This is a genomic window from Actinophytocola sp., from assembly GCF_009379765.1.
Classification (GTDB): Bacteria; Actinomycetota; Actinomycetes; order Mycobacteriales; family Pseudonocardiaceae; genus Actinophytocola.
In genome coordinates this window covers 23047-40287 of sequence record NZ_WHTD01000069.1, presented here as the reverse complement: position 1 = coordinate 40287, position 17241 = coordinate 23047, and the positions used below count along the sequence as shown (strand labels likewise).

The following is a 17241-nucleotide window of genomic DNA, read 5'->3' as shown; positions in this document are numbered from 1 at the left end:
TCCTTCGCCCGCGAACAGAAACAGGCCGGTGGCCGCTTCCCCCGCCAAACCGACGAGTACAAGAAACCCCTCCCACCCAAAACCAAGATCATATTTTGGCGCCTGACAACAAGATCACCCCAAAGTTAGCGGCATTGGCCCTTCGTCGACCGCGACCATTCCCGATTCGAGTGCCTCTCCTGGCGTTGTGTCTTTAGTCTCCGCAGTGACGTCCACGTCGATTGCCAGGCCCTCTGCGTAGGCCGTTGCCTGCTCGACGATGATCCACGCTTGTTCGGACTGATACATCGGGGTCGAAATCGGACGCACCCACAACGCTTCTTGCCCTTTGGCCGGCCCGACCCAAGGTGGTCGGCTCATTCCCCCAGAAGAGTTCGAGGCCGTGCTCGCGGTGATGTACGCGATGTTCGGCGCGGCGATCGTGATCGCGATCTTCGGGGTGGTCAACACGCTGGCGCTGTCGGTGCTGGAGCGCCGCCGCGAGCTGGGCGTGCTCCGCGCGGTCGGCGCGTCCCGGCGGCTGGTGCGCAGGGCGGTGCGCCTGGAGAGCCTGGTGATCTGCGGCTACGGCGGCCTGGCCGGCATCGCGGTCGGCGTGCTCTTCGGCGCGGTGATGCAGCATGTGATGCTGGGCCGCGCGCTGTTCGAGATCACCGTGCCGTACGCGCAGCTCGGCGTCGCGCTGGCGGGCATGGTGGCGGTGGGCGTTCTCGCGGCGCTGTGGCCGGCCCGCCGCGCCGCGCGGACCGACGTGCTGACCGCGATCGCGACCGCGTGATCAGGTGATCGTGCGGGTCAGGTCGGGCGGCAGGATGCGGCGGGGCAGGCCGTGCGGGCGCTCGCGGTGCTGCCACTCCCGTGGGTAGCCCAACGAGACCTCGTCGAAGCGGACCCCGTCGTACTCCGTCGTCCGCGGGATGTGCAGGTGGCCGTAGACCATGGCCGCCGCGTCGAACCGGGTGTGCCAGTCGGCCGTCGCCTCGGTGCCGCACCACTGGGCGAACTCCGGGTAGCGCAGCACCCGGGTCGGCTCGCGGACCAGCGGGTAGTGGTTGACCAGCACCGTCGGCGTCGTGATCTCCGCGAGCCGGGCCTCGGTCGTCTTGACCCTGGCCCGGCTCCACTCGTCCCTGGTCGGGTACGGGTCGGGGTGCAGCATGTACTCGTCGGTGCACACGACACCGGTCTGGTGCGCGTAGGCGAGGCCCTCCTCCTTGGTGGCGCACCCGTCCGGGCGGAACGTGTAGTCGTAGAGCAGGAACAGCGGCACGATCGTCACCGGCTCGGCGCCGGCCGTCCAGACCGGGTACGGGTCCTCGGGGGTCACCACGTCCAGCCGCCGCGCCATCTCCACCAGCGCGTCGTACCGGGCCACGCCGCGCAGCGTCACCGGGTCGTCCGGCGGGGTCCACAGCTCGTGGTTGCCCGGCACCCAGATGACCTTGGCGAACTTCTCCCGGAGCGTCCCCAACGCCCACTCGACGCTCGCGAACCGCTCGGCCACGTCGCCGGCCACCAGCAGCCAGTCCGTATCGGACGCCGCGCGCAGACCGCGGACCACCTCGCGGTTCTCCGCGTAGGAGACATGCAGGTCGCTGACCGCGTAGAGGCTGCTCACGACGCGCCACCCTAACGGTCGCGTTATCCCCGGTGCCTTACCATCCGTTGGTGCAGAGGTTGCTGCCCGGTTGGCTCGAATCGAGCCGAAGGCGCGATCTTTGCCGCAGAATGGCCGTGACCACTCTGGTGGGGGGAAGGAGTCGTGGTGCGCGGAGTGACTGCCTCGCTGGGCGGCGTCGTGGTGCTGGCCGCGACGCTGCTGGTGGCGACGCTGCTGGTGGCGCCGATGCCCGCGGTCGCCCAGCCGACCACGGTCGCCGGCCTGCTCGCGCACTACCAGGACCTGAGCCGGGAGGCCGAGCGCGTCAACGAGGAGCTCCTGATCGTCCAGGAGAGCCTCACCAAGCAGCAGGAGGCGTCCGCCGAGGCCACCTGGGCCGCCGAGGACGCCAAGGCCGTCGCCGACGCGGCGCGCGGCAAGGTCAACGCCACGCAGGACCTGGACAAGGTCGCCGAGGCGCTGTCCTCGCGCCGCGACCTCGACGCGCTGTCCGCGTTCGCCACCAGCACCAGCCCCGGCGACCTGCTCGGCAAGCTCGAGGCGGTCAGCCTCGCCCAGCACCTCACCGGCGGTCCGCACCACGGCGACGCGACGCTCGCGGAGGCCGAGGCCGCCGAGGAGCACGCGGCCACCGCCTCGGCCGCGGCCGACGCCGCCGAGGCCAAGGTGGCGGACGGGGCCGCCGACGTCCAGTCCCGGCGGGCCGACCTCGACCGGCAGATCGCCGAGGTGCGCGCGGCGCTCGACAACCTCACGCCGGACCAGCGGTCGCTACTGGCGGGTATCGAGGACTACGGCAGCGATGTCGTCATCCCGCGGGGCAACATCGGCGGGATGCTCCAGTTCGCGCTCGGCCAGCTGGGCAAGCCGTACCTGTGGGGTGCGGTCGGGCCGAGCTCCTACGACTGCTCGGGCCTGGTGCAGACCGCGTTCCGCGCGGCCGGGCTCGTGCTGCCGCGGGTGTCGCGCCAGCAGGCGACGGTCGGCCGGCAGGTGGCCAGGACCGACGTGCGGGCCGGCGACCTGATCTTCTACTACCAGCCCGTGCACCACGTCGCGATCGCGGTGGACAACGTCCGCGCGGTGCACGCGCCCAGCTTCGGCGAGACCGTGAAGATCGGCGGCATCGACACCATCGGCCCGATCACCGTCATCCGCCGCGTCATCAACTGACCCCGCGAGTCCAACGTTCAGGACCCGCGAGTCCACCGTTCAGGACCTGGCCGCGCGGGGCGGGCGAGGGGTGCGTCCGCCGAAGCGAGCCGCACCCACCCACCCGCGTCAGTGCCGGCCGACGTGCCGGCCGCGCCGCCGCGAGGACGGGTCGCCGTCGGCGTCCACGTTCTCCCGCAGCGTCTTGAGCATCTCGTTCTCCTTGAGCACCAGCGGGTCGGTGCGCAGGTCCCGCCACAGCGACCAGCAGAGCCCGATCATCACCACGGCGAACGGCGCCGCCACGATGATCGTGAGGTTCTGCAGGCCGCTCAACGCGCCGCCGCCACCGCCCGCCAGGAGCATCACGATGGCCACGCCACCCATGAGCACGCCCCAGAAGATCACCACGTTGCGCTTCGGATGCACCGAGCCGCCCTGGGACAAGGTGCCCATCACCACCGACGCGGCGTCCGCGCCGGACACGAAGAAGATCGACACCAGGATGATCACCAGGATCGCGGCCAGTGTGGACAGTGGCAGGTGCTCTAGCGATCGCGAGTCCGACGACCGCGTAGATCGCCCAGGGGTGGACGGTCCAGTGGAAGAGCGTCGTGGCCATCGCGGTGTGCACGGCCTCGTCCGACGCCGGCAGGACGGTGCCCGGCGGCGGGGTCATCAGGTGGGTGACCGGCTCCGCCACGCCGAAGAACATCAGCCCGATGCCCATGCCGGCACTGAACATCATGGCGATCCAGGAGACCGTGCGGAACTCCGGCTTCTCCTTGTCCGCGCCGAGCGGGATCCGGCCGTACCGGCTGATCGACAGGCCGATGGCGAACACCACGAATCCACTTGCGACGAGCACGAAAGCCCAGCCGCCGTAGGGAATGATGCCGTCGTTCAGCACGCTGCCCGCCACGTTGATCAGCGAGTCGGTGCCGAGTACGCCCCAGAGAAGGAATATCACGGTGAGCGCGGCCGCCACCCCGAACACGACGCGATCGGTGACCGGCGGCCGGTCGGCCGCGACGATCACCGATTCCTCTGATACCTCAACGACTTCATCGGGTGCGGGCGCGGTCTCCTCCGGTGCTCGTGCCGTATCTTCCGCCACGGCGCCTCCCGCCGACTCAGGCTCATCCGGACCGGTTTCGCGGGAGCCTAAACCGTTGGTCAACTCTGCGGAGCGGTTGCGCAATGTGATGCCTCGATGTTTCCGTTATGCAAAAGAGTTCTCGGGCACCCGCGCCCGCGCCGCACGCACGGCCGGCACGATCGCGAGGCCGGCGAGCAGGAACGCGACACCGAGCAGCAGCCACCCGATCGTGCCCCAGCTGATGATCAGCGTGGTCACGAGCAGTGGGCCGAGCATCCGCGCCACGGTGAAGCCGGAGCCGAAGAACCCTTGGTACTGGCCGTGCCTGCCGGGCGGAGCGAGATCGAAGCTGATCTCCCAGGAGCCGCTCGCCTGCATCATCTCCGCGAGCGACTGCAGGCAGGCGGCGAGCATCAGGATCGCCACGGCGAGCAGCGCCGAGGACCCGGCGGCGGACAGCGCGAACACGACGCAGGCGACCAGCAGCACCACCCCGGCGGCGCGGACCTGCCGGGCCGCGGTGTCCACATCGGTCACCCGGCGCGCCACCCGGACCTGGAAGACCACGATGGACATCGTGTTGAGCACCAGCAGCGCGGCCACCGTCCAGCTCGGCGCGTCGGTCCGTTGCACGATCCACAGTGGAATGCCGAGGGTGATCAGCGGGATGTGCAGCTGCAGGACCATGTTCAGCGCGGCGATCACCGCGTAGGGCCGGTCGCGCAGCACCGCGAGCGCCGGCTCGCCGACCGGGCCGCGCGGCTCGGCCGCGACCGCCGGCAGGCGCAGCAGGACCAGCGAGGAGATCGCGAAGCTCACCGCGTCGAGCGCGAACACTGCCAGGTAGGCCGACTCGGTGTCGATCTGCAGCGCGAGCCCGCCGAGGGCCGCGCCGATCGCGATGCCGCCGTTGACCGCCGACTGGAGCACCGCGCGCACCCGGGTCCGTGCGGCCGCCGCGACGAGGCCGGCGAGCAACGCCTGCCGGGCGGCGGTGAGCCCGCACTGGCTGGCTCCGTACAGGCTCGCGACCGCCACGAACGGCACGAGGTCACGGACGAACAGGAACAGCACGAGCGCGGCCGCGGTGCTCGCGGCCAGCAGCATCGCGACGCCGCGCGGGCCGCGCCGGTCGGCGAGGTGGCCGAGCGGTACGCCGGCGAGGAAGCCGACCGCCCACCCGACGGTGAGCCCGAAGCCGACCTGTGTCGGGGTGAGGCCGACGATGCGGGTGAAGTACAGCGCCGAGCAGACGAGGTAGCCGCCGAGGCCGATGGAGTCGGTCAGCTGCGCGACCGACAGGATCCGCGGCGGGCCGGCGTCGGGGAGCACCCCGGCCACCCGCCGGAGCCGTGCCTTCGCCGGTCCGGTCGTCGCCTCGGCGCTCATGCCGCCTCCTCGTCCGCTCCGCGGCGCCGGAACGCTCCGCAAGCTCCGCTCCACCGACGCCCTGCGCGGATTCGGCGACGGCCTGAACATCGACGATTCGCTCCGCAAGCTCCGCTCACGCCGCCTCCCTCGATCGTGCTCACGAGGGAAATCTATGGTTGCGATTGGTGCCGCGTATGGACCAATTCTCGCCCAAACAGACTGGGCCAATGTACGGTGTCCCGCGTGGACTTCCACGTGAGCCTGGCCGGTCGCGGCGACCTGTCCGCACGGATCTACCGGCAGCTGCACGAGGCGATCATCGACGGCCGGCTGGCGCCGGGGGAGCGGCTGCCGCCGACCCGGGAGCTGGCTACGAGCCTCGCGGTCTCCCGCAACACGGTCGCGGTCGCCTACGAGCGGCTGACCGCCGAGGGTTTCCTGGTCGGTCGGGTCGGCGCGGGCACGTTCGTGTGCGCCAACCCGCCCGGCCCGCCGGCCCGGCCCGGCGAGCCGGGTGGCGACATCCCGGTTCGCCCGGTGTGGCGCGCGCTGGCCGGCGACCCGCCGCGGGCCCGGCCCGCGGTGTACGACTTCCGGCTCGGTGTGCCGGACGCGCACCGGTTCCCGATGGCCGCGTGGCGCCGGCTCGTCGCCCGCGAGCTGAGTGACGTCGGCGTGCTCGGCACGGGCTACGTCGACCCGGCCGGGCACGCCGGGCTCCGCGCGGCGATCGCCAAGCACATCGGGCTGTCGCGCTCGGTGCGGACCGTCGCCGACGACGTGATCGTGACGCATGGCGCGCAGCAGGCGATCGACCTCGTCGGCCGGGTGCTGCTCGAGCCGGGCGGCTGCGTGGCGGTCGAGGAGCCGGGGTACCCGCCGGTGCGCGGGCTGTTCACCTCGCTCGGCGCGAAGGTGGTCGGCGTGCCGGTCGACGCCGAGGGGATCGTCGTGCCGGCCATCCCGCGGGCGGCGCGCCTGGTCTACGTCACGCCGTCGCACCAGTTCCCGCTCGGCACCGCGATGTCGCTCGACCGCAGGACCGCGTTGCTGGCCTGGGCGCGCAGGCGCGGCGCGGTGCTGGTCGAGGACGACTACGACAGCGAGTTCCGCTTCTCCGACCGGCCGCTGGAGCCGCTGCACAGCCTCGACCACGGCCGCCGGGTGGTCTACGTCGGCTCGTTCGCCAAGACCATGCTGCCCATGCTGCGGCTGGGTTTCCTCGTCGTGCCGCCCGCGCTCGGTCCGGCGGTCCGGGCGGCCAAACGGCTGACCGACCGGCAGGGCGAGATCGCCTCGCAGGGCGCGATGGCCGCGTTCCTCACCGAGGGCCTGTTCGCCCGGCACCTGCGCCGGTCGACCCGCGAGTACGCCGCGCGGCACGAGCGGATCGCGCACGTGCTGCGCCGCGACTTCGCCGACCGGCTGGAGGTCGTGCCGTCGATCGCCGGTCTGCACCTGGCCGCCCGGTCGCGCGGGTCGCCCGGCGTCGGCGTCGACATCGGCACTGTCGTGCGCCGGGCCGCCGAGGTCGGGGTCGCGGTGGAGAGCCTGGCCGACTACTACGGCGAGGGGCCGGGTGAGCCGGGGCTCGCGCTCGGGTACGGCGCGATCGAGCTGGACAGGATCGAGCCCGGGCTGAGCCTGCTCGCCGGCTGCTGGCGGTGAGATACGGTCGCGGGATGACCACGCCGAGTGCCGACACGACCGGGCAGGAACTGGATTCGGTACTGGCGGCCGCCGCGGCCGCGCGGGCACCGCTCGCGTCGCTGCCGGCGGCGGCCAGGGCCGAGGCGCTGCGCCGGGTCGCGGACACGCTGGACGGTGCGGCGGGCGACCTCGTGCCGCTCGCGAACGAGGAGACCGGGCTGCCGGTCGAGCCTCGGCTGGTGGGTGAGCTCAGCCGCACGACGTTCCAGCTGCGGCTGCTGGCCGAGGTCGTCGAGGAGGGCGGCTACCTCGAGGCCACCCTGGACCCGCCGGACCCGTCCTGGCCCGCGGGCGGCCGCCCGGACGTGCGGCGGATGCTGCGGCCGATCGGGCCGGTGGTCGTGTTCGCGGCCAGCAACTTCCCGTTCGCGTTCAGCGTCGCGGGTGGCGACACCGCGGCGGCGCTGGCGGTCGGCTGCCCGGTGGTGCTCAAGTCGAACCCGGGCCATCCCGGCATCTCCGCGCTGTCCGGCTCGCTCGTCACCTCGGCGCTCTCCGCCGCCGGTCTGCCCGACGGCTCGTTCGCGCTGGTGCGCGGCGAGGAGGCCGGCCGGGCGGCGGTGCTGGACCCGCGGATCAGGGCGGGCGCGTTCACCGGTTCGCCGACCGGTGGGCGGGCGCTGTTCGACCTGGCGAGCTCGCGGCCGGACCCGATCCCGTTCTACGCCGAGATGGGCAGCGTGAACCCGGCGTTCGTCACCGAGGCGGCGGCGCGCAGCCGCGCGGCGGAGATCGCGGACGGCTACCTCGGCTCGTTCACCCTCGGCATGGGCCAGTTCTGCACCAAGCCCGGCCTGCTGTTCGTGCCCGCGTCGCACGCCGAGGCCGTCGAGGACAGGCTGGTGGCCGCGCTCGCCGACCGGCCCGCGGCCCGGCTGCTCAACGACCGGATCGCCGGCGGCTACGCCCGCGTGCTGTCCACCCTGGTCGACCACCCGGCGGTCCGGGTGTTGCACCCGGGCGCGGACAGCGCGGTCGGCCCGGCGCCGACGCTGCTCGGCACGACCGCGGCGGATCTGCTGGCGCACCACGCGGAGCTGGCCGTGGAGTGCTTCGGCCCGACGTCGATCGTGGTCCGCTACTCCTCGGCCGAGGAGCTGCTGGCCTGCGCCCGGTCGTTCGTGGGCGAGCTGACCGCGACCGTCCACGGCGAGGGCGACGACGAGGTGGCCGGTCTGCTGCTCGCCGAGCTGACCGAGCGGGCCGGCCGGCTGCTCTGGAACGGGTGGCCCACCGGCCTCGCGGTGACCTACGCGATGCACCACGGCGGCCCGTACCCCGCGACGACGGCGCCGCTGCACACGTCGGTCGGCGCGACCTCGCTCGGCCGGTTCCTGCGGCCGGTGGCCTACCAGAACATGCCGCAACACCTGCTGCCCGAGGCGTTGCGGGACGGCAACCCGCTGGGCATCCCCCGCCGGCTGGACGGCGTGCTCACCCCGCGCTGAGGCCGCCGGTCCTCCGGCTCAGCGGCCCGCGGCGTAGCCCTGCTGGCCGCGCGGGTTGGCTGCCGCGCGCAGGATTCCGGTACCGGCGTCGCGCGAGGCCGCGGACAGCCGGCCGAGCGACCACGGCTCGACGACCGTCACGTCATGGCCGCGCCGGCGGAGCTCGGCGACCACCGCTGTGTCCACTCTGGACTCGATGACGAGCTCGGTGCCGGTCGCCCTGGGGTAGAACGAGGACGGGAACGCCGTCGTGTGCCAGCTCGGCGCGTCGATCGCCTCCTGCAGGTTCATGCCGTGTGCGGCGTGGTTCAGGAAGAAGCTCAGCTGCCACTGGTCCTGCTGGTCGCCGCCGGGCGTGCCGAAGGACAGGACCCGGCCGTCCCGCACGGCGAGCGAGGGGGACAGCGTGGTGCGTGGGCGCTTGCCGGGTGCGAGCGAGTTCGGCAGGCCCTCCTCGAGCCAGAACATCTGCGCGCGGGTGCCGAGGCAGAACCCGAGCGACGCGACGGTGGGGGAGCTCTGCAGCCAGCCGCCGGACGGGGTCGCGGAGACGACGTTGCCCCACCGGTCGATCACGTCGATGTGGCAGGTGTCGCCGCGGGTGGTGCCGAGCGGGGACAGCGTCGGCTCGCCGGTGCCGAGGCCGGTCGGCGCGACCTGGCCGCCCTCGGTGACGAACCTCGGCAGCCGGCCCTGTCCCACGCGCAGCGGCGGGCCCGCGTCCTCGCCGACGAGCGCCGCGCGCTCGGCCGCGTAGGCGGGGGAGAGCAGCCGCTCGAGCGGCACGTCCGGGTCGTCGCCGTAAGTGGCCTCGCGGTCGGTGAAGCACAGCTTGGCGACCTCGACCACGCGGTGGATCAGCTCCGCGCTGCCCGGCGGGGGCAGCTCGCCCATCGCCTGGAGGGTGGTCAGCTGCTGGAGGAGCACCGGGCCCTGGCTCCACGGGCCGACCTTGCAGACCCGCCAGCCGTACGCGTCGACGCTCGCCGGTTCCTCGTAGCTCGGCCGCCAGGCGGCGAGGTCGTCGCCGGTGAGCAGGCCCGGGTGCGGTGTGCCGGAGTCGTCGTGGAGGTCGGTGCGGCAGAACGCGTCCAGCTCCTCGGCAACGAAGCCGTCGTACCAGGCGCGGATCGCGGCGTCGAGCTGTGCCTCGCGGCCGGCGCCCGCGGCTTCGGCCTCGTCGACCAGCCGGCGGTAGGTGTCGGCCAGCGCCGGGTTGCGGATGAGCTCGCCCGGGCGGGGCGCGGGGAGCCAGCGGGCCGCGGAGGTCGGCCAGTGGGTGCGGAAGAGCTCCTCGACCGTGCCGATCGTGGCGACCACGGCCTCGGCGACCGGGTGGCCGTGCTCGGCGTAGGAGATGGCGTAGCCGAGGATGTCCCGCAGCGGCTTGGTGCCGTGGTCGCGGAGGAGGGTGAGCCAGGCGCCGACCGCACCGGGCACGGTCGCGGCGAGCAGGCCGGTGCCCGGGACCAGGTCGAGCCCCTCGTCGCGGAACCTCGCGATGGTGGCCCCGCGCGGCGCCCCGCCCTGTCCACACAGGACTCGTGGGGTCGGGTCGGCGGCGGTGGCGAAGATCGCCGGCACCTCGCCGCCCGGCCCGTTCATGTGCGGCTCGGTGACGTGCAGGGTGAACCCGACGGCCGCGGCGGCGTCGAACGCGTTGCCGCCGGCCTCGAGCACTGCCATCCCGGCGGCCGACGCGAGCCAGTGCGTCGAGGCCACCATGCCGAACGTGCCGGCCAGCTCAGGGCGAGTGGTGAACACTAGTCCGCCTCCCCGGAATCAAAAGTGTTGGTTGCGTTCCAGTGGACGGTGCGGACCTCCGGTGGTTTGTGGTTGGGTGCCGTCACGGTCCCCTGAGCTGCCGTTGGTCGGCGGGGGCACTAGTGTCCCGCGCCGGAGGTTCCGCGCGCCGGCGGGCGGACCTCCAGGCGGATCCGCTTGTTGCCCTTGCCCTTGGACTCCGTGCCGGTGACCGCGACCGAGCCGACCTCGACCGTGCTCAGCACGTGGGTGCCGCCGTCGGCCTGCTTGTCCAGGCCGACGATGTCGATCACGCGCAGCGGGTCGATCTCCGCCGGGATGAGGTTGGCCGAGGTGCGGATGAGCGCCGGGTCGGCGTCGGCGGCCTCGCGGCCGAGGAAGGTGACGACGATCTCGCGGGCTGCGGCGATCTCCTCGTTGATCCGGCTCTCGACCCGCTGGCCGAGTTCGGTGGACATGCTCTCGAGCGGGAAGTCGAGCCGGCCCTTGCCGGGATCCATGTTGCCGCCGGTGACCGCGACCCGGAACTCGGTCCAGATGACGCCGCACAGGATGTGCAGCGCGGTGTGGGTGCGCATCAGGAGGTGCCGGCGGTCCCAGTCGACTTCGCCGAACGTCTCGGTGCCGCGGTCGGGCAGCTCGGGCGCGTCGAGCCAGTGCCAGATGAGCCCGCCCTCGCGGCGCACCTTGGTGACCGGCGCGGCGCCCGAGCCCCAGCTGAGCGTGCCGAGATCGTGCGGCTGCCCGCCGCCGCCCGGGTAGAACGCGGTCCTGGCCAGCGCGACGCGGCCCTGCTCGCGGTCGACCTCGAGTACCGCGCTGTCGAACGACCGGCGGTAGGCGTCGGTGGCGAAGAGCTCGGTGTCGGCCAGCCCTGGGGGCGGCGGGGCCGGTGCGTCGTTGCCCGGAACGGCCATGGTGTGCCTCCTGCGGTGTGTCCCAGGTATCGTGCGCCTCGCGCTCCGGTGTGTATTACCCCCCTCGGGTATGCTGGATGGTCGGGTACGGAAACGGCGGAAAGGGAGTCGGGATGCGGGGCTACACCAGCGACAAGGACGGCTACCTGAAGCGCCTCCGCCGCATCGAGGGGCAGATCCGCGGTCTGCAGCGCATGGTCGAGAACGACGAGTACTGCATCGACGTGCTCACCCAGATCTCGGCCGCCACCAAGGCACTGCAGGCGGTCTCCCTCGGCCTGATGGACGAGCACCTCCGCCACTGCGTGGCCCAGGCCCTGGTCGACGGCGGCAAGGACGCCGACGAGAAGGTCCGCGAGGCCAGCGACGCGATCGCCCGCCTTGTCCGCTCCTGACCGTGCCCACCGGCCCGTCGCCGGCCCGTCGCCGGCCCGTCGCCGGCCGCGTGCCGCGCGGTGTCGGCCGCCGGCTGGTCAGCCGGTGGCGCGGTGGTAGCGGGCGGCCAGGTCGCGGAGGTGCGCGACCAGCTCCGGTGACCTCGAAGTCCCGGCCGTGTAGGCCCAGGTACACCGCGCGCGTGTCGATCGTGTCCGGTCGGGCTGATCGGCTGGAACGGCCAGCTGTTCGGCGACGCGGTCGACGCCGACTTCGCGCTGACCAACATCGCGATCTACTGGTTCACCGGTACCTATGCATCATCCGCGCGGTTCTACTACGAGAACGCGCACGCCCAGCACCCCACCGAGCCGACCACCGTGCCGATCGGCCTCGCGTCGTTCGAGGGCGACCTCAAGTCGATCCGCCGGTTCGTGGACCGGGACCACGAGAACGTCGCCTCATGGCACGAGTACGAGCGCGGCGGCCACTACGCCGCGCACCAGGCACCCGACCTCTTCGTGGCCGACATCCGCGACTTCTACCGCGGTCTTCGCCGACCCCTCGGACGACGACGCTGCCGCCGAGTCGCCACTCGGTGGCAGCGCTGAGGTGGCGCTGCCGGGTCTGCGATGCGGAGTCAGCGAACGCCGCGCGGGCGGAACTGGATGCTGATCCTCGGTCCGACCGGCTTGGCGGTCTTGGGCACCGCGTGCTCCCAGGTGCGTTGGCACGACCCACCCATCACGATGAGATCGCCCAAGCCCAGGGCGTGGCGGAGGGTCTGGCCGCCTCCGCGCGGCCGGAGTAACAACGGGCGCGGCGCACCGACCGAGACGATGGCGACCATCGTGTCTTCGGTGTTCCCCCGGCCGATCCGGTCACCGTGCCAAGCGACGCTGTCGCGGCCGTTGCGGTAGTAGCACAGGCCGGCGGTGCGGAACGGCTCGCCGAGCTCGGCGGCGTAGTGGCCGGTGAGCGCCTCGCGCGCAGCGTCGAGCACCGGGTCGGGAAGTGGGTCGCCCTCGTCGTAGAAGGACAGCAGCCGTGGGACGTCGACCACGCGGTCGTACATCTGCCGCCGCTCGCCGTGCCAAGGCACGTCCCGTGCCAACCGCTCGAACAGCGTCCCGGCGCCGGCGAGCCAGCCGGGCCGCACGTCGACCCAGGCGCCCCGGCTGAGCTCGGTCCGCTTGGTCGGGGCGAGCGAGCCCAGCCCGACCTCCTCGAGCTCGTCGAGCAGAAAACCCTGTACAGCACCGGACATGCCACCACCCTACCAGCGAATCGAACGCATGAGCGTAACCCGTTAGGATGGTCCATGGAGTTCCGCACGTTGGCCCGGCACGGTCGCCTCGTGGCGCCCGGCGGGCTGTGGGTGTACCGCACCGGCGAGGAGTGGCTGCGCTTCTGGGAGCTCGGCCACTACCGGCACAGCTCCGCGCCGCCCCCGCCCGGTCTCGACCTCGACCGCGAGATGGCGGTCGTGGTCGCGGTGGGCAGCCGACCTACCGGTGGTTTCGCCGTCCGGATCGACCGGTTGGTCGAGGAGGCCGGCGTGCTGCACGTGTTCGCGACGGAGGAGCGGCCCGGCGGCTCGTGCTGTGACACCTGCCTCGCTCCGCTCGGCGTGGACCGCATTCGCGCGAAGCAAGGTGGTTGGGTTGGTCGTTCGGCTCATGCGTGGTGACCGAGGCCGTCACCTATCCGGTGCACGTCGTGGCCACGGCCGACCGCGACCTCGGGCTCCGCCTCACCCTCGAGGTCCACGTCGTCGAGTGCTGAGCTCAGGACCTGCCGGGCGGGTCTCCCGGCAGCTCGTACGGCGCCAGGCGTTCGTCCTGCACCAGGATCTCCAGGTGCGTCTGGTGCTGGATCGGATGGAAGACCTCGTCGACCGTGCCCATGACCGCCGTCCCGATGCCGAGTCGCCGGGCCCGGGCCGCCCATCGGGCGAGACCCCACAGGACCAGGGTGAACCCGACGACGACGATCAGGAAGGGCACCAGCACATCCACGGGAGAAAGCCTACGCCCCGGCGGAACGCCGCCTGCCGCTCCGACTCGTACGGCTCCTACTCCTCGCCGGGTCGGGTCGCCGGTGCGCGGCCAGCAGCGATGTCGATGCCAGGACGAGCGTGATCGCGGCGGCGAAGGCGACGTTGGCCGCCCGGGCGCCCTGCAGCGAGAAGATCGAGATCCAGGCCGCCAGGAAGAGCGCGCCGGTCACCGTGCTCGCCCTTGACCGGGGCCAGCCATCGGCTGATCCGGTCGGGGTCGGTGCAGGCGCTCCACGCGTCCTCGATCGGGGCGTCGTAGGCGCGGCGCAGCAGCAGCGACCGCCCTTCGCCGGTGGCGACCGCGTGATCGCCGATCTCCCGGTGCGTGGCGTTGACCTGGTTGACGTCGATCACGTGTCGTCCTCGCTCCTCGTTTCCGATGTACTGCCCGCGGACGGCGTCCCGGCAGCGTTCTCGCGCTGTTCGCGACTCGTGCGCCTGCCACGCGCGAGCTCGGTGCCCAACGCCTCGAGGCGCTGGCTCCAGAGCCGGCGGAAGCGCTCCAGCCAGAGGGCGACCTCCCGCAGCGGCGCCGAGTCGACGGCGTACAGGCGCCGGGTGCCGTCCGCGCGGACGGTCGCGAACCCGGACTCCCGCAGCACCCGCAGGTGCTGCGACACCGCCGGCTGCGAGATTCCGAACTCCGCCCGGACGACCCCGCTGACCGCGCCCGCGGCCTGTTCGCCGTCGGCGAGCAGCTCCAATATCCGGCGCCTCACCGGATCGCCGAGCACGTCGAAGGCCTGCACGGCACGAAGAATGTCACTTGACACTTATATAAGTCAAGTATGAATAATGCGGATATGATGTACGTTTGTCCATGTACAGATGTACACGAGGAGGAGACGGTGCCGTACATGCTCCTGCTGCTGGCCATCGCCCTCGAGGTGGCCGGCACGAGCCTGCTCAAGCTCACCGAGGGATTCACGAGACCGTGGCCGACGGCAGGCTGCCTGGCCGCGTACGCGGCCGCGTTCGCCATCCTCGCGCTCGTGGTGCGGGACGTGCCCGTCGGCGTGGCCTACGCGATGTGGTCCGGGCTCGGCACCGCGGCCATCGTCGCGATCGGCGTGGTGTTCCTGAACGAGTCGATCAGCCTCACCAAGGTCGCCGGCGTGCTGCTGGTCATCGGCGGCGTGGTGACGCTCAACCTGGGCGGGGTGGCGCATTGAGCGAGCCTGCGAGCGAACCAGCGAAGCGAGCCAATGCGCCGGGGCCAATGCCACGAGCCCGTGAGTGGGCCGCCGGTGTCTGGACTGACGAGCAGCGGAGCGAGCGAGGGACGAGTGAGTGAGCAGCGCAGGAGGGAAGACATCGGGTGAAGGCCCACGAACCAGCGAGCGGAGCGAGCCAATCCAGCACCGTGGGCCGCCGGTGTCTGGACTGACGAGCAGCGGAGCGAGTGAGGGACGAGTGAGTGAGCAGCGCAGGAGGGAAGACACCGGAAACAGGCCCACTCACCAGCGAGCGAAGCGAGCCAATCCAACACCGTGGGCCGCCGGTGTCTGGACTGACGAGCAGCGGAGCGAGCGAGGGACGAGTGAGTGAGCAGCGCAGGAGGGAAGACATCGGGAACAGGCCCACGAACCAGCGAGCGGAGCGAGCCAGTGTCACAGCGCGGCGCGACCCCGAGGGGCGGCGGCGGGCCATCCTGCGCGGGGCCGTGCAGGAGATCGCGGAGGTGGGTGTCGGGCAGGTGACGCACCGGCGGATCGCCGCGCGGGCGGGTGTCCCGCTCGGCTCCACCACCTACTACTTCCCGACCCTGGACGACCTCGTGTCCCAGGCATTGCGCGAGGCGACCGAGACCGCGCGGGCAGGGCTGGAGAGCTGGGCGGAGGAACTCCTCCGGAGCCAGGACCTGCCCACCACGTTCGTCGAGCTCGCCCGCCGGTACCTCGACGACCGCGAGCAGGCGCTGCTCGAGTACGAGCTCTGCCTCGCCGCCACCCGTACGCCGGAGCTGCGCCCGGTGGCCCGACTGTGGATCGACGGGTTGCGTGGCATCTGCTCGAGGTTCGTCGGCGGCCCGGAACGCGGGTTCGCGCTGGCCGCGCTGGTGGACGGCGCGCTGCTGCAGGCGTTGGTGACCGGCGAGGCCCTCGACGCCGACGGCTTGCGCGCCGGTGTCGAGGGCCTGGTCGTCAGCCGCCGAACAGCGGCACGACCGACTTGATCGTCATGTACAGGCCGTAGATCAGCGGGATGCCGACGACGAGCCAGGAGACGACCAACCGGGTGGTCTGGGCGCCGGAGGGTGCCGGCGAATCGGGCTGGGACATGTTCACCTCCGCCCCGACGGGCTGGTCTCGTCCGATGTGGACGCCGCGGCGGCCGCCTCGGCGAACGCGTCGGTGCGGTCGGCCGCCTCGTGGAACCGCTCGGCGACCGGGCGGATCAGCAGGTTCGCGATGAAGCCGATCGCGAGCACGCCGACCATCGTGAACAGCGCCGGCCGGTAGTCGGCGGCCACCAGGTCACCGGGCTTGCCCCGCGCGTCGAGGAAGCCGTTGATGATCAGCGGCCCGGCGACGCCCGCGGCCGACCACGCGGTGAGCAGCCGGCCGTGGATGGCGCCGACCTGGTAGGTGCCGAAGAGGTCGCGCAGGTACGCCGGCACGGTAGAGAACCCGCCGCCGTAGAAGGAGATGATGACGCCGGCCAGCAGCACGAACACCGCGGTGGCGCTGTGCCCCGCGGTGGCGAGCAGGACATACAGGATCATCCCGACGCCGAGGTACATGATGTACGTCGGCTTGCGGCCGAGGAAGTCCGATGTGGACGACCAGGCGAACCGGCCGGCCATGTTGAACAGGGACAGCAGGCCGACGAACGCGGTCGCGGACGTGATGGCCACGCTGGACTCGCCGCCGTCGCGGAAGAAGTCCTGGATCATCGGGCTCGCCTGCTCGAGGATGCCGATGCCCGCGGTCACGTTGCAGAACAGGACCGTCCACAGCAGCCAGAACTGCGGGGTCTTGATCGCGTTGGCCGCGGACACGTTCGACGTGGTGACGAGCGGCTTGGCCGTGAGCTTCGCCGGGTCGAACCCGGCAGGCGTCCAGCCGGGCGGGGGCACCTTGACGTTGAACACGCCCAGCATCATCACGAGGAAGTACACGATGCCGAGGGTGACGAACAGGCTCGCGACCGCGCCGCCGGAGGCGACCGAGGAGGACACCGACGAGTCGTAGTCGGGGTCGTAGAGCGCCATCAGCTGGCGGGACAGCGGAGAGGCGATGAGCGCGCCGCCGCCGAAGCCCATGATCGCCATGCCGGTCGCGAGGCCCGGCCTGTCGGGGAACCACTTGATCAGCGTGGACACCGGCGAGATGTAGCCGATGCCGAGCCCGATGCCGCCGATGAAGCCGTAACCCAGGTACACCAACCAGAGCTGGCTCGTGGCGATGCCGAGCGCGCCGATGAGGAAGCCGGATCCCCAGAAGCAGGCGGCGGTGAACATCGCCGCGCGCGGACCGACCCGGTCCACCCAGGTGCCCATCACCGCGGCGGAGACGCCGAGCATCACGATCGCGATCGAGAAGATGATCCCGATCGCGGTGAGGCTGGTGTCGAAGTGTTGTACCAGCGCCGTTTTGTAGACGCTCGTGGCATAGGCCTGGCCGATGCAGAGGTGGATCGCCAGGGCGGCGGGCGGTATCAGCCATCTGCTGTACCCGGGGCTCGCCACCGTGTGTTCGCGATCAAGGAACGACAGCGCCAAG

General features: G+C 71.9%; 19 protein-coding genes and 1 pseudogene. 9 read left to right on the top strand and 11 right to left on the bottom strand.

What is annotated here, in order from left to right; all coding sequences use genetic code 11:
• Positions 1–382 precede the first annotated feature (382 nt).
• Positions 383–778 (top strand): FtsX-like permease family protein, encoded by a 396-nt coding sequence (locus GEV28_RS21435; protein WP_291413894.1) that lies wholly within the window; start codon positions 383–385, stop codon positions 776–778.
• Here GEV28_RS21435 and GEV28_RS21430 read toward each other — a convergent pair whose 3' ends face one another.
• Positions 779–1618, bottom strand: coding sequence for a metallophosphoesterase (locus GEV28_RS21430; RefSeq protein WP_291413893.1), 840 nt, complete (start codon positions 1616–1618; stop codon positions 779–781). It abuts the gene before it with no gap.
• Positions 1619–1765: 147 nt separating this feature from the next.
• On the opposite strand from GEV28_RS21430, the gene GEV28_RS21425 reads away from it, so the two are divergent.
• Positions 1766–2794, top strand: a complete 1029-nt coding sequence (locus GEV28_RS21425; RefSeq protein ID WP_291413892.1) for a C40 family peptidase — start codon at positions 1766–1768, stop codon at positions 2792–2794.
• A gap of 108 nt (positions 2795–2902) precedes the next feature.
• Here GEV28_RS21425 and GEV28_RS21420 read toward each other — a convergent pair.
• Positions 2903–3812 (bottom strand): annotated as a pseudogene (locus tag GEV28_RS21420) (BCCT family transporter).
• 183 nt (positions 3813–3995) lie between these two features.
• Positions 3996–5261: an MFS transporter gene (locus GEV28_RS21415; RefSeq protein ID WP_291413891.1), complete on the bottom strand. Its 1266-nt coding sequence runs from the start codon at positions 5259–5261 to the stop codon at positions 3996–3998.
• A 225-nt stretch (positions 5262–5486) separates the two neighbouring features.
• Between GEV28_RS21415 and GEV28_RS21410 the strand changes: the two genes are divergently transcribed.
• Both GEV28_RS21410 and GEV28_RS21405 read left to right on the top strand, forming a co-directional pair.
• Positions 5487–6911 carry a PLP-dependent aminotransferase family protein gene (locus GEV28_RS21410; RefSeq protein WP_291413890.1) on the top strand — a complete coding sequence of 475 codons (1425 nt, stop codon included), beginning with the start codon at positions 5487–5489 and terminating at the stop codon, positions 6909–6911.
• A 14-nt stretch (positions 6912–6925) separates the two neighbouring features.
• Positions 6926–8401, top strand: coding sequence for an aldehyde dehydrogenase (NADP(+)) (locus GEV28_RS21405; RefSeq protein WP_291413889.1), 1476 nt, complete (start codon positions 6926–6928; stop codon positions 8399–8401).
• A gap of 18 nt (positions 8402–8419) precedes the next feature.
• Here the strand turns inward: GEV28_RS21405 and GEV28_RS21400 are convergent, their stop codons facing one another.
• Both GEV28_RS21400 and GEV28_RS21395 read right to left on the bottom strand, forming a co-directional pair.
• Complete coding sequence (locus GEV28_RS21400; RefSeq protein WP_291413888.1) at positions 8420–10165, bottom strand: gamma-glutamyltransferase family protein; 1746 nt, start codon at positions 10163–10165, stop codon at positions 8420–8422.
• A gap of 119 nt (positions 10166–10284) precedes the next feature.
• On the bottom strand, positions 10285–11082 hold the full coding sequence (locus GEV28_RS21395) for an alanyl-tRNA editing protein (RefSeq protein ID WP_291413887.1): 798 nt from the start codon (positions 11080–11082) through the stop codon (positions 10285–10287).
• Positions 11083–11195: 113 nt separating this feature from the next.
• On the opposite strand from GEV28_RS21395, the gene GEV28_RS21390 reads away from it, so the two are divergent.
• Both GEV28_RS21390 and GEV28_RS21385 read left to right on the top strand, forming a co-directional pair.
• Positions 11196–11477, top strand: coding sequence for a metal-sensitive transcriptional regulator (locus GEV28_RS21390; RefSeq protein WP_291413886.1), 282 nt, complete (start codon positions 11196–11198; stop codon positions 11475–11477).
• A gap of 360 nt (positions 11478–11837) precedes the next feature.
• Positions 11838–12068 carry a hypothetical protein gene (locus GEV28_RS21385; RefSeq protein ID WP_291413885.1) on the top strand — a complete coding sequence of 77 codons (231 nt, stop codon included), beginning with the start codon at positions 11838–11840 and terminating at the stop codon, positions 12066–12068.
• Positions 12069–12097: 29 nt separating this feature from the next.
• Here GEV28_RS21385 and GEV28_RS21380 read toward each other — a convergent pair whose 3' ends face one another.
• Positions 12098–12724, bottom strand: a complete 627-nt coding sequence (locus GEV28_RS21380) for an alpha-ketoglutarate-dependent dioxygenase AlkB (RefSeq protein ID WP_291413884.1) — start codon at positions 12722–12724, stop codon at positions 12098–12100.
• Positions 12725–12778: 54 nt separating this feature from the next.
• Here GEV28_RS21380 and GEV28_RS21375 point away from each other — a divergent pair, with 54 nt between their 5' ends.
• Positions 12779–13147, top strand: coding sequence for a protease complex subunit PrcB family protein (locus GEV28_RS21375; protein ID WP_291413883.1), 369 nt, complete (start codon positions 12779–12781; stop codon positions 13145–13147).
• A gap of 97 nt (positions 13148–13244) precedes the next feature.
• Here GEV28_RS21375 and GEV28_RS21370 read toward each other — a convergent pair whose 3' ends face one another.
• Genes GEV28_RS21370 through GEV28_RS21360 form a run of 3 tightly spaced genes read right to left on the bottom strand, consistent with a single transcriptional unit; the run spans position 13245 to position 14265 of the window.
• A complete protein-coding gene (locus tag GEV28_RS21370) occupies positions 13245–13475 on the bottom strand; it encodes a hypothetical protein (protein WP_291413882.1) in 231 nt (76 codons plus the stop codon).
• A gap of 56 nt (positions 13476–13531) precedes the next feature.
• Positions 13532–13870 carry a hypothetical protein gene (locus GEV28_RS21365; protein ID WP_291413881.1) on the bottom strand — a complete coding sequence of 113 codons (339 nt, stop codon included), beginning with the start codon at positions 13868–13870 and terminating at the stop codon, positions 13532–13534.
• Complete coding sequence (locus GEV28_RS21360; protein ID WP_291413880.1) at positions 13867–14265, bottom strand: helix-turn-helix transcriptional regulator; 399 nt, start codon at positions 14263–14265, stop codon at positions 13867–13869. Before GEV28_RS21360 ends, GEV28_RS21365 begins: the two co-directional genes overlap by 4 nt.
• A 108-nt stretch (positions 14266–14373) precedes the next feature.
• Between GEV28_RS21360 and GEV28_RS21355 the strand changes: the two genes are divergently transcribed.
• Entirely contained in the window at positions 14374–14688 is a 315-nt protein-coding gene (locus tag GEV28_RS21355) for a multidrug efflux SMR transporter (protein WP_291413897.1), read from the top strand.
• A gap of 245 nt (positions 14689–14933) precedes the next feature.
• Entirely contained in the window at positions 14934–15692 is a 759-nt protein-coding gene (locus GEV28_RS21350) for a TetR/AcrR family transcriptional regulator (protein ID WP_367115154.1), read from the top strand.
• Here GEV28_RS21350 and GEV28_RS21345 read toward each other — a convergent pair.
• Positions 15661–15798 (bottom strand): hypothetical protein, encoded by a 138-nt coding sequence (locus tag GEV28_RS21345; protein ID WP_291413878.1) that lies wholly within the window; start codon positions 15796–15798, stop codon positions 15661–15663. The genes GEV28_RS21350 and GEV28_RS21345 overlap by 32 nt on opposite strands.
• Before the next feature lie 2 nt (positions 15799–15800).
• The gene (locus GEV28_RS21340) at positions 15801–17240 is read right to left on the bottom strand and encodes an OFA family MFS transporter (protein ID WP_291413877.1); all 1440 of its coding nucleotides are present in this window, start codon (positions 17238–17240) and stop codon (positions 15801–15803) included.
• Position 17241 lies beyond the last annotated feature (1 nt).